Origin of the sequence: Thioclava sp. JE_KL1, assembly GCF_009296265.1 — a bacterium.
In the GTDB taxonomy this organism is placed as follows: Bacteria; Pseudomonadota; Alphaproteobacteria; order Rhodobacterales; family Rhodobacteraceae; genus Thioclava.
Genome location: NZ_WBJS01000004.1, coordinates 141,431 through 156,076, shown reverse-complemented (window position 1 = coordinate 156,076; position 14,646 = coordinate 141,431). Strand labels below are relative to the sequence as shown.

At 63.4% G+C, this 14,646-nt stretch carries 16 protein-coding genes; 6 read left to right on the top strand and 10 right to left on the bottom strand.

The window, feature by feature from the left end; translation table 11 throughout:
• Positions 1 to 108 precede the first annotated feature (108 nt).
• From typA to F8R15_RS08585, 4 genes are all read right to left on the bottom strand, one after another.
• Positions 109 to 1,926, bottom strand: coding sequence for a translational GTPase TypA (typA, locus tag F8R15_RS08600; protein WP_078540857.1), 1,818 nt, complete (start codon positions 1,924 to 1,926; stop codon positions 109 to 111).
• A 98-nt stretch (positions 1,927 to 2,024) separates the two neighbouring features.
• Positions 2,025 to 2,360, bottom strand: a complete 336-nt coding sequence (locus F8R15_RS08595) for a multidrug efflux SMR transporter (RefSeq protein ID WP_152844298.1) — start codon at positions 2,358 to 2,360, stop codon at positions 2,025 to 2,027.
• A gap of 18 nt (positions 2,361 to 2,378) precedes the next feature.
• A complete protein-coding gene (locus F8R15_RS08590) occupies positions 2,379 to 3,044 on the bottom strand; it encodes a YitT family protein (RefSeq protein ID WP_253732495.1) in 666 nt (221 codons plus the stop codon).
• A 101-nt stretch (positions 3,045 to 3,145) separates the two neighbouring features.
• The gene (locus F8R15_RS08585; protein ID WP_152844297.1) at positions 3,146 to 3,763 is read right to left on the bottom strand and encodes a YitT family protein; all 618 of its coding nucleotides are present in this window, start codon (positions 3,761 to 3,763) and stop codon (positions 3,146 to 3,148) included.
• A gap of 425 nt (positions 3,764 to 4,188) precedes the next feature.
• Here F8R15_RS08585 and F8R15_RS08580 point away from each other — a divergent pair, with 425 nt between their 5' ends.
• Complete coding sequence (locus F8R15_RS08580; protein ID WP_152844296.1) at positions 4,189 to 4,410, top strand: hypothetical protein; 222 nt, start codon at positions 4,189 to 4,191, stop codon at positions 4,408 to 4,410.
• 173 nt (positions 4,411 to 4,583) lie between these two features.
• On the opposite strand, the gene F8R15_RS08575 is transcribed toward F8R15_RS08580, so the two are convergent.
• The 6 genes from F8R15_RS08575 to F8R15_RS08550 all read right to left on the bottom strand — a co-directional run bounded on the left by F8R15_RS08575 (position 4,584) and on the right by F8R15_RS08550 (position 10,202).
• Positions 4,584 to 5,798, bottom strand: coding sequence for an NADP-dependent isocitrate dehydrogenase (locus tag F8R15_RS08575; RefSeq protein WP_152844295.1), 1,215 nt, complete (start codon positions 5,796 to 5,798; stop codon positions 4,584 to 4,586).
• A 91-nt stretch (positions 5,799 to 5,889) separates the two neighbouring features.
• Positions 5,890 to 8,094, bottom strand: coding sequence for an NADP-dependent isocitrate dehydrogenase (locus F8R15_RS08570; RefSeq protein WP_078605439.1), 2,205 nt, complete (start codon positions 8,092 to 8,094; stop codon positions 5,890 to 5,892).
• Between the two features lie 146 nt (positions 8,095 to 8,240).
• Positions 8,241 to 8,831: an HD family hydrolase gene (locus F8R15_RS08565; RefSeq protein WP_078550295.1), complete on the bottom strand. Its 591-nt coding sequence runs from the start codon at positions 8,829 to 8,831 to the stop codon at positions 8,241 to 8,243.
• Positions 8,828 to 9,265, bottom strand: coding sequence for a hypothetical protein (locus F8R15_RS08560; RefSeq protein WP_078571051.1), 438 nt, complete (start codon positions 9,263 to 9,265; stop codon positions 8,828 to 8,830). The genes F8R15_RS08565 and F8R15_RS08560 overlap by 4 nt, the downstream gene beginning before the upstream one ends.
• On the bottom strand, positions 9,262 to 9,525 hold the full coding sequence (locus F8R15_RS08555) for a hypothetical protein (RefSeq protein WP_198453180.1): 264 nt from the start codon (positions 9,523 to 9,525) through the stop codon (positions 9,262 to 9,264). The genes F8R15_RS08560 and F8R15_RS08555 overlap by 4 nt, the downstream gene beginning before the upstream one ends.
• The gene (locus F8R15_RS08550; protein ID WP_078550297.1) at positions 9,525 to 10,202 is read right to left on the bottom strand and encodes an alpha/beta hydrolase; all 678 of its coding nucleotides are present in this window, start codon (positions 10,200 to 10,202) and stop codon (positions 9,525 to 9,527) included. The genes F8R15_RS08555 and F8R15_RS08550 overlap by 1 nt, the downstream gene beginning before the upstream one ends.
• A 255-nt stretch (positions 10,203 to 10,457) precedes the next feature.
• On the opposite strand from F8R15_RS08550, the gene F8R15_RS08545 reads away from it, so the two are divergent.
• The 5 genes from F8R15_RS08545 to F8R15_RS08525 all read left to right on the top strand — a co-directional run bounded on the left by F8R15_RS08545 (position 10,458) and on the right by F8R15_RS08525 (position 14,642).
• Positions 10,458 to 10,916, top strand: coding sequence for an Rrf2 family transcriptional regulator (locus F8R15_RS08545; RefSeq protein WP_078520720.1), 459 nt, complete (start codon positions 10,458 to 10,460; stop codon positions 10,914 to 10,916).
• Positions 10,917 to 11,059: 143 nt separating this feature from the next.
• Positions 11,060 to 12,103: a cysteine desulfurase family protein gene (locus F8R15_RS08540; protein WP_152844294.1), complete on the top strand. Its 1,044-nt coding sequence runs from the start codon at positions 11,060 to 11,062 to the stop codon at positions 12,101 to 12,103.
• Positions 12,104 to 12,121: 18 nt separating this feature from the next.
• A complete protein-coding gene (gene sufB / locus F8R15_RS08535; RefSeq protein ID WP_078605433.1) occupies positions 12,122 to 13,642 on the top strand; it encodes a Fe-S cluster assembly protein SufB in 1,521 nt (506 codons plus the stop codon).
• Between the two features lie 99 nt (positions 13,643 to 13,741).
• Positions 13,742 to 14,275, top strand: a complete 534-nt coding sequence (locus tag F8R15_RS08530) for a hypothetical protein (protein WP_152844293.1) — start codon at positions 13,742 to 13,744, stop codon at positions 14,273 to 14,275.
• Positions 14,276 to 14,327: 52 nt separating this feature from the next.
• Positions 14,328 to 14,642 carry a heavy metal-binding domain-containing protein gene (locus F8R15_RS08525; protein ID WP_075774851.1) on the top strand — a complete coding sequence of 105 codons (315 nt, stop codon included), beginning with the start codon at positions 14,328 to 14,330 and terminating at the stop codon, positions 14,640 to 14,642.
• The last annotated feature ends 4 nt before the right edge of the window (positions 14,643 to 14,646 follow it).

Here is a 14,646-nt window from a genome sequence, read left to right as displayed (position 1 = left end):
AAGGCCGCAAGCGGCGGGTGCAATCATGGAGAAGGCCCCGGCGGGTGCGCGGGGCCTTCTTCGTGACGTCAGCTTGCGGTGTTCCGGTGCGGCGCGGGCCGCAACCGATCACGCTTCGCGCGCGGCGCGCTTACGCTCGTGCGGATCGAGGTGCAGTTTGCGCAGGCGGATCGACTTCGGCGTGACCTCGACGAGTTCGTCATCGTTGATATAGGCGATGGCTTCTTCGAGCGACATCCGCGTCGGCGGGGTCAGGCGAACCGCTTCATCCGTGCCCGAGGCGCGGACGTTGGTCAGCTTCTTGCCCTTGAGCGGGTTCACTTCGAGATCGTTCTCGCGCGAATGCTCGCCGATGATCATGCCCGTGTAGACCTGCTCCTGCGCGCCGATGAACAGCTTGCCGCGTTCTTCGAGGTTCCACAGCGCGTAGGCGACCGATACGCCATTCTCCATCGAGATCAGCACGCCCTGACGGCGGCCGTCGATCGGGCCCTTGTAAGGGGTCCAGCCGTGGAACAGGCGGTTGAGCACGCCCGAGCCGCGCGTGTCGGTCAGGAACTCGCCCTGATAGCCGATCATGCCGCGCGAGGGGACATGGGCCACGATGCGGGTCTTGCCACCCTCAGCGGGGCGCATCTCGGCCAGCTCGCCCTTGCGGTAGCCGGTCAGCTTCTCGATCACGACGCCGGAATATTCCTCATCCACGTCGATGATGACTTCCTCGATCGGCTCCATGCGCTGGCCGTCTTCCTCGCGGAAGATCACCTTCGGGCGCGAGATCGACAGCTCGAACCCTTCGCGGCGCATGTTCTCGATCAGAACGCCCATCTGAAGTTCGCCACGGCCCGAGACCACGAAGGCGTCGCCGCCAGGGGTGTCCTCGACGCGGATCGCGACGTTGGTTTCGGCCTCTTTCATCAGTCGGTCGCGAATGATGCGCGACTGGACCTTCGAGCCGTCTTTACCGGCGAGCGGCGAGTCGTTGATGCCGAAGGTCACCGAGATCGTCGGCGGATCGATCGGCTGCGCGTCGATCGGGGTGTCGACTTCGGGCGCGCAGAGCGTGTCGGCCACGGTCGCCTTGGTCATGCCCGCGACGGTGACGATGTCGCCGGCGACGGCTTCGTCGATCGGCTGCTGCGACAGACCACGGAAAGCGAGGATCTTGGTGCAGCGGAAGGCTTCGATGCGGTCGCCCTTGCGCGACAGCGCCTTGAGCTGATCGCCGACTTTCAGCGTGCCCGCCTCGATGCGGCCCGTGAGGATACGCCCGATGAACGGGTCGGCCGAGAGCGTGGTGGCCAGCATCTGGAAGGGCTCGTCGGCGCGGAATTCCTGCTTCGGCGGCTCGACATGCTTCAGGATCAGGTCGAACAGCGCGTCGAGGTTCTCGCGCGGGCCGTCGAGCTCTTCGTCGCACCAGCCACCGATGCCGGAAGCATAAAGGTGCGGGAAGTCGAGCTGTTCTTCATCGGCGTCGAGGTTCGCGAAGAGGTCGAACACCTCGTCGAGCGCGCGATCGGGCTCGGCTGCGGGCTTGTCGACCTTGTTGAGCACGACGATCGGCTTCAGGCCGAGCGCGAGCGCTTTCGAGGTCACGAATTTGGTCTGCGGCATCGGGCCTTCGGCCGCGTCCACCAGCAGCACAACACCGTCCACCATCGACAGGATACGCTCCACCTCGCCGCCGAAATCGGCGTGGCCGGGAGTGTCGACGATGTTGATGCGGGTGCCTTTCCACTCGACCGAGGTGGCCTTGGCGAGAATGGTGATGCCGCGTTCGCGTTCGATGTCGTTGCTGTCCATCGCGCGTTCCGCGACAGCTTGGTTTTCACGGAAAGCGCCCGATTGGCGCAGAAGCTGGTCCACGAGCGTCGTCTTGCCGTGGTCCACGTGAGCGATGATCGCAATGTTGCGAAGGTCCATGGGAGGTCGTCCTGTTCTTGAGTTGCCCCGCCCATAAAGGAAAGATCGCCTCTCGGCTAGCCCCCAGCGCGGCAATCGCGCCGCGATGCGGCATCACGTCAGTGGAAATGCGATTTCGAGAACAGGTTGATCACGAGGATCCCGATCAGAATCAGCGCGATCCCGATCAGGGCGGGCAAATCCAGCCGCTGATTGAACATCAGCCAGCCCACGCCCGCGATGAGAACCATGCCGATCCCGGACCACAGCGCATAGGTGATCCCGAGCGGCAGTACCTTCAGCACCAGCGTGAAGAAATAGAGCCCGCCGATGAAGCCCACCGCCACGCCCACCGTTGGCCAGAACCGCGAGAATTGCTGGCTCGCCTGCAGGCAGGCCGAGCCGAAGGTCTCGAAGGCGACCGCGATGAGCAGGAAGAGGTAGGTGTTGAACATGCCCGGCAGTCTGCCGGATCACTCGGCGATATACCAGTCGCGTCGATGGTTCATTGCGACGATAAAGTTCAGCACCAGCGCGCCCAGAAGCGAGTAGAGCACCAGCGGAGGCGCGAGGATGAAGCTCGCGATGACAAACAGGCACAGGTCATGGATCAGCTGGGTCCAGCCCGCGCGGAAGCCGAACTTGTCTTGCAGGATCACGGCGACGATGGAGACGCCGCCGAGGCTGCCCTTGTGGCGGAAGAGCCCGAGAAGGCCGACGCCAGCCGAGATGCCGAACAGCACGGCGGCCACGGCGGGGTGGATTTCCGCGACATGCAGCACGGGTTTGAGCGCCTCGGCCATCATCGAGACGAGCGTCACGGTCACGAGACTTTTCAGCGCGAAACCTGCGCCGCGCGCGTAGTAGGCGAAGGCGTAGAAGGGGATGTTGATCACGAAGAACACGATCCCGAAGCTGAACCCGGTGATATAGGACAGGATCAGCGCGGCACCTGCGGTGCCCCCGGTCACGAGGCCCGCGGCGCGCAGCAGGTGAATCCCCAGCGCGGCTTGAGCGGCGGCCACGACAAGGCCCTGCAGATCCTCGAGCTTCGAGTAATGCGGACGGGTCGCCTCTTTGGCTGCGATCTGTTCGGCGGTGATATGTGCGTCAGTGGTCATGACCCAATAATAGGGCATAATAGCTGACCTACCAAATCGCTGGGCGCAGGTCGGCTTTGCATCGCGCGAAAGGGTCGGAGCAGGGTGCGCGGACCCGTTGCCCGCAGATCACGCCCGGATCAGGTGGCGATATAGCGATCGCGGCGGTGATTGATCAGGATGATGACGTTGAGAACCATCCCGCCCAGCAGCGACCACAGCACCTTGTCGAGCGGCAGCACGAAGAGCGCGAAGAGGAACACGCCGCAATCGAACAGGATCTGCGTGCGGCCCGCTTTGAAACCGGTCCTGTCCTGCAGATAAAGCGCCACGATCCCCACGCCGCCAAGGCTCGCGCCGTGGCGGAACAGCGCCAGAAGGCCCGCGCCTGCGGTCACGCCTGCCAGCACGGCGGCCGCGCCGGGGTGGAGGATGGCGAAGCTCAGAAGATGCGGGAATATTTCGGTAAATCCGGACAGGAGCGCGACCGAGAGCACCGTCTTCACCGTGAAGCGCGCGCCCATGCGGCGGAAGGCCAGCCAGTAGAAGGGCAGGTTGAGCGTGAAGAAGATCGCGCCGAAGCTCCAGCCGGTGACGTAAGACAGCACCAGCGACAGGCCCGCGATCTGCCCGGTGAACAGCCCCGCGCCATGCAACAGCGACACCGACAGCGCCACCAGTAAGGTGCCGGTGAGAAGCCCTTGGGTGTCCTCGGGCAGAGTATGGCGGTGCGGGTCTTGGATACGGGTGTCGCTCATGGCGCTCAGATGCCACGCGGCAACGCCAAGCGCAAGAACTGAGGCGCATCGGCAACAGAGGTGTCCAAATACCTGCGGGTCACAGTCGCGTGAGTTGCCGCCGCTTTCGGGATCGGGCCAATTGGCGCCATTCGCAATGCCCAAGACAAGAGGAGGGCTGCCATGATGTCATATCGCCAAGCCCTCGCATCGCAGTGCGAAACCCGTATCGGTTTTTCGGGCACCACTCGCGTCGCACGACGCCAGGACTGACCTTCCCGATACGCCCCGGAGCCTAGGCTCCACTCCCGCAAACTGACCCGATTTCCGCGTCCCGATCCTGTCGTGACGCATCCTGGCCGCATTCTCGCGGTCCCCGTCGGGTCTTCTTTCACATCAGTAGAAGAAAGGCCGGTTGCGGGCGGAGTCCCGCGCCGGGACATGAGATGATCCAGACTCTCGAGCGTCCGAACGACGCGTTCACCATCGAAGCCGCCATCGCCAAGTTCGGCGCAGGCAAAGTTCTCCGCGCAGCGCTGTTCGCGCTGATCGCGCGTGGCGGCAAACCGCGCCCGCTCGATGCGGGGCAACTCAGCGACCACTTGCGCAGAGATATCGGGCTCGGGCCCGCCGAGCCTCCGCCAGAGCCGTGGAGCATGATGCGGTAAGCGAAAGGGCCGGGCCTGTGATGCGCCCGGCCCGACAAAGGAGATGAGGGACACGCCCGACCTCGGGTGGGCGCGGCCTGGGGCTGGTCGCCCCGTGCCAGTCAGGAGCCAACCGCCTCGCCAAATGAAAAAGGCGGGGAGAGCCCCGCCTTCCTCAACCCGTTTCGCGCGCTTTACAGCGACAGCGACTTGTTCAGGTATTCGTCGATCTTCTCGAGGAAGCCCATCGTGGTCAGCCACTTCTGATCGGGGCCGACGAGCAGCGCGAGGTCCTTGGTCATGTGACCGTCTTCGACCGCCTGCACGCAGACCTTCTCGAGGGTCTCCGCGAAAGTCTGGAGCTGTGCGTTGTCGTCCAGCTTGGCGCGGTGCTTCAGGCCACCGGTCCAAGCGAAGATAGAGGCGATGGAGTTCGTCGAAGTCTCCTTGCCCTGCTGATGCTGGCGATAGTGACGCGTCACCGTGCCGTGGGCGGCCTCGGCTTCCACCGTCTGGCCATCGGGCGTCATCAGGATCGAGGTCATCAGGCCCAGCGAGCCGAAGCCCTGCGCGACCGTATCCGACTGCACGTCGCCGTCGTAGTTCTTGCAGGCCCAGACATAGCCGCCCGACCATTTCAGCGAGCTCGCCACCATGTCGTCGATCAGGCGGTGCTCGTACCAGATGCCCGCTTCCTTGAACTTCTCGGCGAATTCCTCCTCGAAGACCTGCTGGAACAGATCCTTGAAGCGCCCGTCATAGGCTTTGAGGATCGTGTTCTTGGTCGAGAGATACACCGGCCAGCCCTTCAGCAGACCGTAGTTCAGCGAGGCCCGCGCGAAATCGATGATCGATTTGTCGAGGTTGTACATGCCCATCACGACGCCCGCGTCGGGGGCCTTGAACACTTCCTTCTCGATCACCTCGCCATCGTCGCCCACGAATTTCAGCGTGATCGTGCCCTTGCCGGGGAAGCGGAAATCGGTGGCCTTGTACTGGTCGCCATAGGCGTGACGGCCGACGACGATCGGCTTGGTCCAGCCGGGAACGAGGCGCGGGACGTTTTTGCAGATGATCGGCTCGCGGAAGATGACGCCGCCGAGGATGTTGCGGATCGTGCCGTTGGGCGAGCGATACATGCGTTTGAGGTTGAATTCCTCCATGCGCGCCTCGTCGGGCGTGATCGTCGCGCATTTGACGCCGACGCCGTATTGCTTGATCGCCTCGGCCGCATCGACGGTGATCTGGTCGTCGGTCGCGTCGCGGCTCTCGATGCCGAGGTCGTAATATTTCAGGTCGATATCGAGATAGGGCAGGATCAGCTTCTGCTTGATGAAGTCCCAGATGATGCGGGTCATCTCGTCGCCGTCGAGTTCGACGACGGGGTTGTCTACCTTGATCTTGGTCATGCGCGTTCCTTCCAAAATTCACGGGTTTGTGTTCCGGGGAGGCCGGGAATCGAAAGGGGCGGCCCGCGCCGCCCCCTCTGTCTCAGTGCTCTCAGCCGATGATGGCGTTGAGCGTTTCGCTCGGGCGCATCACCGCCGAGAGCTTTTTCGGATCGGCGTGGTAGTAGCCGCCGATATCGGCGGGCTTGCCCTGAACCTCTGCCAGTTCGGCCACGATCTTCGCTTCGCCATCGGCCAGCGCCTTGGCGATCGGGGCGAATTCGGCGGCCAGCTCGGCATCGCTCGATTGTGCTGCGAGCGCGTCGGCCCAGTAACGGGCGAACCAGTAGTGGCTGGCGCGGTTGTCGGGCTCGCCGACCTTGCGCGAGGGCGAGCGATCATTGTCGAGAATGCCCTGCGTCGCGGTCTCGACAGTTTCACCCAGCACGCGCGCTTTGGCGTTGTCGGTCTGGTCGGCGAAGAACTTGAAGCTCTCGCCCAAGGCGCAGAATTCGCCCAGCGAGTCCCAACGCAGGTGGTTTTCTTCCACCAGCTGCTGGACGTGCTTGGGGGCCGAGCCGCCAGCGCCCGTCTCGAACAGACCGCCGCCCTGCATCAGCTTCACGATCGAGAGCATCTTGGCCGAGGTGGCGAGTTCGAGGATCGGGAACAGGTCGGTCAGGTAGTCGCGCAGCACGTTGCCGGTGATCGCGATCGTGTTCTCGCCCTTGGTGATGGTCTCGAGCGAGGCGATGGTCGCCTCACGCGGGGCCATGATCTCGAACTTGTCGGCCACGCCTTTGGCTTCGAGGATCGGCTTCACGAAGGAGATCAGCTCCGCATCGTGGGCGCGGGTCTCGTCGAGCCAGAAGATTGCGCGGTAGCCGGTCGCTTTCTGACGGTCGATGGCGAGGTTTACCCAGTCTTCGATCGGAGCCTTGCGGGCCGAAGCCGAACGCCAGATATCGCCCTTCTTCACGTCATGCGAATGCAGAACCGTGCCGTCGTCGAGAACCATCTTCACGGTGCCGTCGGTCGGGATTTCGAAGGTGGTCGGGTGCGAGCCGTATTCCTCGGCTTTCTGCGCCATCAGGCCGATGTTCTGAACGGTGCCCGCGGTGGCGGGGTTCAGTTTGCCGTTGGCTTTGAAATACTCGATCGTCGCATCGTAGACCGGCGCGTAGGAGCTGTCCGGGATCACGCAGACGCAGTCGTGTTCCTTGTTGTCCGGGCCCCAGCCTTTTCCGCCGGCGCGGATCAGCGCGGGCATCGAGGCGTCGATGATGACGTCGGAGGGCACGTGCAGGTTGGTGATGCCCTTGTCCGAGTTCACCATATACATCGGCGGACGCTGGTCGCGGACTTCCTCGATCGCGGCGAGAATTTCCGGCTCGCCTTTGACGCGCTCCAGCAGATCGCCCATGCCCGAAGCCGGATCGACGCCGAGCGACTTCATCTTGTCGCCGTATTTCTCGAAGACCGGCTTGAGCCATTCCTTCACCGCATGACCGAAGATGATCGGGTCGGAGACCTTCATCATCGTCGCTTTCATATGCAGCGAGAACAGGACGCCTTCGTCCTTGGTCTTCTTGATTTCCTCGGCGAGGAACGCGTCGAGCTTGTCAGCGGACATGTAGGTCGCGTCGACCACGGTGCCTTCGGGGTAGCTCACGCCGTCCTTCAGAACGGTCTCGCCATCGGCACCTTCCAGAACGATCTTCGCGGTGGACGCTTTCGGCAGGGTGGCCGAGAGTTCGTTCGAGAAGAAATCGCCCTCCGACATGGTGGCCACGCGGGTCTTGCTGTCGGCGGTCCACTCGCCCATGCGGTGCGGGTTGTTCTGCGCGAATTTCTTCACGGCGGCGGCAGCGCGGCGGTCGGAGTTGCCCTCGCGCAGCACCGGGTTCACGGCCGAGCCCTTGATCGAGTCGTATTTCGCGCGGACGGCTTTTTCCTCATCCGTCTTCGGCTCTTCGGGGTAGTCGGGCAGGGCGTAGCCCTGACCCTGCAGTTCGCGCACGGCGGCGACGAGCTGCGGCACCGAGGCCGAGATGTTCGGCAGCTTGATGACGTTGGCCTGCGGCGTCTTTACGTAATCGCCGAGCCATGCCAGATCGTCCGACTGGCGCTGCTCTTCGGTAAGCGCTTCGGGGAAGGTGGCGAGGATACGGCCCGCGAGCGAGATATCCTTGGTGCCGACCGAAATCCCGGCCGCTTGCGCGAATTTGCGCACGATCGGCAGCAGCGATGCGCTCGCCAGTTCCGGGGCCTCGTCGACCTTGGTGTAAATGATGTCAGGAGTGTTCTTGTCGCTCATGGCACAGCCCTCTTCGGTTGAAGCCTCGGTTTGCTGCCTCTTACCCGATTCAGATGCGCTTGGCTAGACGGTATGCGATTGTATACGGAGGTTCCACGAAATCCCGGAGGAACGCCTCGGAATAGGGGGCAAGGGCCGAGTGTGGCTTAGCTGCGTGCGGCGAACCAGCCTTCGACCCGATCCCGTACCCAGTCCCACACCGCAGGCGCGCCGCGGGCGATCTTGGTGCCGATGCGCTCTTCGAGTTGGGTGAAGCTGACATCGTAATCGATCCACGAGCCACCGCCCGACTGGTGGTTGAGCAGCACAGGCTGCACCCGGTCGAGCGATTTCGCGAAGATCGCGTCGGGGGTCTCGTTGGCCTCGAATTCCTGCCAGAGCGCCAGCATCTGCGCTCCCTGATCCCCGGGCAACAACCCGAAGATACGTTCGGCGGCGGCGGCTTCTGCTTTCAGGATGTCTTCCGCGCCATGCGCCGTGCCGCCCTTGGAATGGATCGGCACATCGCCCACGTCGATCTCGACCAGATCGTGCAGCAGGAGCATGCGGATCACCCGGTCGATCGAGACGCCTTCGGGTGCCTGTTCGGCCAGCGTCAGCGCATAGAGCGCGAGCGACCAGCTATGCTCGCCCGAGTTTTCGGGGCGCGAGGCGTCGTGGATCGGCGTCGCACGGGTCACCGATTTCAGTTTCTCGGCCTCGGCGAGGAAGGTGAATTGCTGATCGAGCCGGGTCATGTACGTCTCCAGAGCCGGGGCAGAAGCAGAAGCAGCGCCACGAAGGCGAAGAGACCGCCGGCGCGCCAGCTCATCGCGCGGTCGGTATAGCCGGAACAGTCGAGGTTCGGCGCCGCGAAGGCGTAGAACAGAACCGTGGCGAGGATCGAGAAGACGACGATGCCCATCCCCAGAACCGGCGGGATCGCGCGGTTCGCGGCCGCGAGCAACAACCCGGTCCAACCCAGCCAGAGCGGGGCTACAACGAGGATCAGATGCATCGGGTTCGCGAGGAGTTCGCCGAGGCCCATGACCAGCGCCGCGCCGCGCGACGACGCGCCGCTCCACTCTCCATCGCAAATCATGTGGCTTGCATGAAAGGCTGTCGCGATGATCAGCGACAGGGCGAGGGAGAGGGCTGCCGCGAAAACGACGCGCGCGGCCCCCGGGCTCATGACCCGGTCCCGGAATCCGGTGTCTTCGCCGCAGCCTGCGCCCGCTTTTCCAATTCCACCAGCTTGCGCTCGAAGAATTCGCGGCCGCGCTGCTCGGCCATATGCAGGCGACAGGCCGTGATATAGGCCTCCTGCAGCGAGGGCGACGACGTGCCGATATAGTTGCTCACCTCCATGAAGAGGCGTTCGTCGTCATATTTGCGCATCGCCTCCATCGTGTCGGTGGCGAGCTTTTCAGCAAGTTCGTCGATCAGCGCCATCAGCGCGTGCCCTCCGTCAGGCGGCGGCGGACATAGGTCTGAACCGTGTCGATCATCGGCTGCATATGGGCTTCTTCGTTCTTGAAAAAGTGATCCGCGCCTTCGATGACCTCATGGGTGATCGTGATGCCCTTCTGCTCCTGCAGCTTGGAGACCAGTTGCTCGGTTTCCTTGGGCTGCGCGATCCGGTCGTTCGTGCCGTTGATGATCAGGCCCGAGGACGGGCAGGGCGCGAGGAAGGAATAGTCGTAATTGCCGGGGCCGGGCGAGGAGGGGCCGGGCGGGGCAACGGAGATGAAGCCGGTGATCTCGGGACGACGCATGAGAAGCTGCATGCCGATCCACGCGCCGAAGGAATGGCCCGCGACCCAGCAATGCTTCGAGTTGGGGTTCATCGTCTGCAGGTAGTCCAGCGCCGAGGCGGCATCGGACAATTCGCCCACGCCCTGATCGTATTCGCCTTGGCTGCGGCCTACGCCCCGGAAGTTGAAGCGCAGAACGGTGAAGCCCATTTTGTAGAAGGCGTAATGCAGGTTGTAGACGACGCGGTTGTTCATCGTGCCGCCGAACTGCGGATCGGGGTGCAGAATGATCGCGATCGGCGCGTCGGGTGCGGGCTGCGGGTGGTAGCGCCCCTCGAGGCGACCTTCGGGACCGGGAAAAATGACTTCGGGCATCGTCTCTCGTTTTTATTGCGCCAGCTCTGGGTTCCTTGGGCGCCTGCGCTCCTGCCTTTCTTGACGGGTCGGCGCGGCTGGCCTAGGAGAAAGCCTCCCCCGGCGCCATGCCGGGAGATCGGGCATTGGTGGAGGTAATCGGCCCTCGCGCTTGCGTCAATGCTTTAGCAATGATTCACTCCTGCGCGGGCGGTGTTTTCGGGCCGATTTTCGGCTAAATACGGGTTTGGATGGGCCTCGGGCCGAGGAGGGTGCATGAAACTGTCGACGAAAGGCCGTTACGCGATGGTCGCGCTGGTTGATCTGGCGCTGGCGGGCGAAGGCAGCCGGACCTCTCTGGCGGCGCTGTCGGAGCGTCAGGATATCTCGCTGCCCTATCTGGAGCAGCTCTTCGTGCGGCTGCGCCGGGCGGGGCTGGTGAATTCGGTGCGCGGCCCGGGTGGCGGTTACCGGTTGGCGCGTTGCCCGTCGGAGATCCGCATCTCGGAGATTTTCGAGGCCGTGGACGAGACCGTCTCGGCGATGCATGTAGGCGCTGGCGCCTCGGGGGCAATCTCGGGCTCGCGGGCGCAGTCGATGGCGAACCGGTTGTGGGAGAGCCTGTCGGCGCAGGTCTTCGTCTTCCTGCATCAGACGACGCTGGACGATGTGGTGAAGAACCGCATGAAACCCTGTCCGGCCGTGCCGAGCCTGTTTTCGGTCGTCGACGAATAATCTTAACCGTCGGGGCGTGATGGCCTCTCGCGGACGCTCCGCGGGGGATATTTTTGCCAAGTCGAAGGCACGCCCTTTCTTCTGGGGCGCGGCTGCCCTATCCCCACCGCAGCTATCCGACACCCAACCAAGCGGAGCGTAACATGGCGCGCAGCTATCTCGATTGGAACGCGACAACGCCGCTGAGGGCAGAGGCCCGTCAGGCGATGATCGAGGCGATGGATGTGGTCGGCAACCCGTCCTCGGTGCATTCCGAGGGGCGCGCGGCGAAGGCGCTGATGGAGCGCGCGCGCGCTCAGGTCGCCGCCGCGTTGGGGGCCGAGGGGCAGGATGTGATCTTCACCTCCGGCGCCACGGAAGCCGCGGCGCTGGCGCTGAGCGGGCGCGAGGTGCATTGCGCGGGCGTCGAGCATGACGCGATCCGCAGCTGGTGCGTCGAAGATCTGCCCGTCGATCGGGCAGGGCGGATCACCGTCTCCGATCCCGCAAATTCGGCCCTGCAGCTGGCCAATTCCGAGACCGGCGTAGTGCAGGAACTGCCCGAGGGGCTGTATCTGAGCGATCTCACCCAAGGCTTCGGCAAGATCCCCTTTGCGTTCAACTGGCTCGGCACCACCTGCGGCATCGTCTCGGCGCATAAGCTGGGCGGGCCGAAGGGCATCGGCGCGTTGATCGTCAAGCGCGGCACGGATATCGCAGCGCAGCTCAAAGGTGGCGGTCAGGAGATGGGTCGGCGGGCCGGCACGGAGAACCTGATCGGCATTGCAGGCTTCGGTGCGGCAGCCGAAGCCGCCTCGCGTGATCTTGAGGGCGGAATCTGGCGCGAGATCGAAAAACTTAGAAACATTCTAGAAAACGCCATTGCGGATCGGGCAAGCGAGACTATTTTTGTCGGGAATGAATCGCACAGGCTTCCGAACACCTCCTGCTTCATCACGCCCGGCTGGAAGGGCGAGACGCAGGTGATGCAGATGGACCTGGGCGGGTTCGCGGTTTCCGCAGGCTCCGCCTGTTCGAGCGGGAAGGTCAAAAGCTCTGCTGCGCTGGTCGCGATGGGCTTTTCGGAAACCGAGGCGGGATCGGCCTTGCGGGTCTCGCTGGGGCCGCAGAGCCGCGAAGAAGATGTCATGCGTTTCGCCGAACACTGGCTGAAATGCGAAGCGAAACACCGCGCACGGCGCGGGTAAGAGATGGGAGAGCCGGATATGGCGGGCGTTGATCAGGTGGAAGTACGTGAAGGCGTCGATCGCGAGACGGTCGAGACCGTCCAGAACATGGGCACCTACAAATACGGCTGGGACACCGATATCGAGATGGAATACGCGCCGAAAGGCGTGAACACGGATATCGTCCGCCTCATCTCGGACAAGAACAAAGAGCCCGAGTGGATGACCGAATGGCGTCTGCAGGCCTTCTCGCGCTGGGAAGATATGCCCAAGCCGAACTGGGCGCTGCTGAAGGTTCCGGAAATCGATTTTCAGGACCAGTATTACTACGCGCGCCCGAAAAGCATGGTCGAGAAGCCCAAGTCGCTCGACGAGGTCGATCCCAAGCTGCTCGCGACCTATGAGAAGCTCGGCATTCCGCTGAAGGAACAGATGATCCTCGCGGGCGTCGAAGGCGCGGAAGACATCAACCTCGACGATCGCCAGATCGCCGTCGACGCGGTGTTCGATAGCGTCTCCGTCGGCACCACCTTCAAGGACAAGCTCGCCGAGGCGGGCGTGATCTTCTGCTCGATCTCGGAAGCGATCCAGGAACACCCGGAGCTGGTGAAGAAATATCTCGGCTCGGTCGTGCCGCAGGCGGATAACTTCTACGCAGCGCTGAACTCGGCCGTGTTCTCGGACGGCTCCTTCGTCTACGTGCCGCCGGGCGTGCGCTGCCCGATGGAACTGTCGACCTATTTCCGCATCAACGCGGAAAACACGGGACAGTTCGAGCGCACCCTGATCATCGCCGACAAGGGCTCGTATGTGTCCTATCTCGAAGGCTGCACCGCACCCAAGCGCGACACCGCGCAGCTGCACGCGGCCGTGGTCGAGATCATCGTCGAGGAAGATGCCGAGGTGAAATATTCCACGGTGCAGAACTGGTTCCCGGGCGATGAAGACGGCAAGGGCGGCATCTACAACTTCGTCACCAAACGCGCCGATTGCCGCGGCGACCGCGCCAAGGTGATGTGGACGCAGGTCGAGACCGGCTCCGCGATCACGTGGAAATACCCGTCCTGCATCCTGCGCGGCAATGAGAGCCAGGGCGAGTTCTACTCGATCGCCATCGCGAATAACTGGCAGCAGGCCGATACCGGCACCAAGATGATCCATCTTGGCAAGGACACCCGCTCGCGGATCGTGTCGAAAGGCATCTCGGCCGGTCAGGCGCAGAACACCTATCGCGGTCTCGTCTCGATGCACCCGAAAGCGACCGACTCGCGCAACTACACGCAATGTGACTCGCTGCTGATCGGCGACAAATGCGGCGCGCACACGGTTCCCTATATCGAGGTGAAGAACAACTCGAGCCGGGTCGAGCACGAGGCCACGACCTCGAAGGTCGATGACGACCAGCTGTTCTATTGCCGCGCCCGCGGGATGGACGAGGAAGAGGCAGTGGCCCTTGTGGTCAACGGGTTCTGCCGCGAAGTCCTTCAGGCGCTGCCGATGGAATTCGCGATGGAAGCTCAAAGCCTTGTGGCGATCTCGCTGGAGGGGAGCGTCGGGTGATCTTCACGCGCGCAAATATCGAAATTGCCGAGGATCTGCCCCATTTCGGGCATAATCCTTATGCATGTCTTAACCTGTCCAAAGGGATAGGTGAGGGCCATGACGGTATCGAGCGCCAGCTTCAACGATCGCCTCGCGCGGATCGAGAAAACGCGGAAATCGGCGAAGGGCCGGATTCAGCTGCATATCGGGGATCAGGAAGCCTGGGTGGCCAACGATTCCGCGATGCTGCGTCAGGTCATCGCCAAGCCGCGTCACTCGCGGCTGGCCGTGTTCAAGGTCCTGCCCGCGCTGATGGTCGGTGCGATCGGGATGATGGTCGTCACCGCGCTGAAAATGCGTTTTCTGACGCCGGAACTGGCCGAGAAAGTCGGCTCCAATCCGGATCTGGTCCTCGTGGTTGCGGCGGTGCTGACCGCCTTCGGGCTGGGCATGATGCTGCGGCTCTCCTCGGTGAAACTGATGGCGGTGCAGCTGCTGGGCGTCGCGCTGGCCTTCGTGGGGCTGCACAATATCGCCTTCTGGCAACCGGACATGGCGGCGCTGGCCTTCACGCCCGACTGGGTGGAGCAGCAGACCGCGCAATTCGAGCCGCGCACCCTGCGCTACGCCGAGACCACCATCCGCTTCTGACCCTTCGCGCGCCCGCCGCGGCCCGCATGGGTCGCCAAACGGGAGGGCGCGCATGATCGTCACCACCACCCCCACCATCGAGGGTCGCCCGATCGCGACCTATCATGGCATCGTCGTGGGCGAAGCCATCATGGGCGCCAATGTCGTCCGCGATATCTTCGCGCAGGTCACCGACATCATCGGCGGCCGCTCCGGCGCTTACGAATCCAAATTGCAAGACGCGCGCGCCACGGCGCTCGGCGAGCTTGAAGACCGCGCCCGCGAGCTGGGCGCGAATGCCGTTGTCGGCGTCGATCTCGACTACGAGGTCGTCGGCCAATCCATGCTTATGGTGTCGGCCTCCGGCACCGCTGTAACCGTATCCTGAGGAA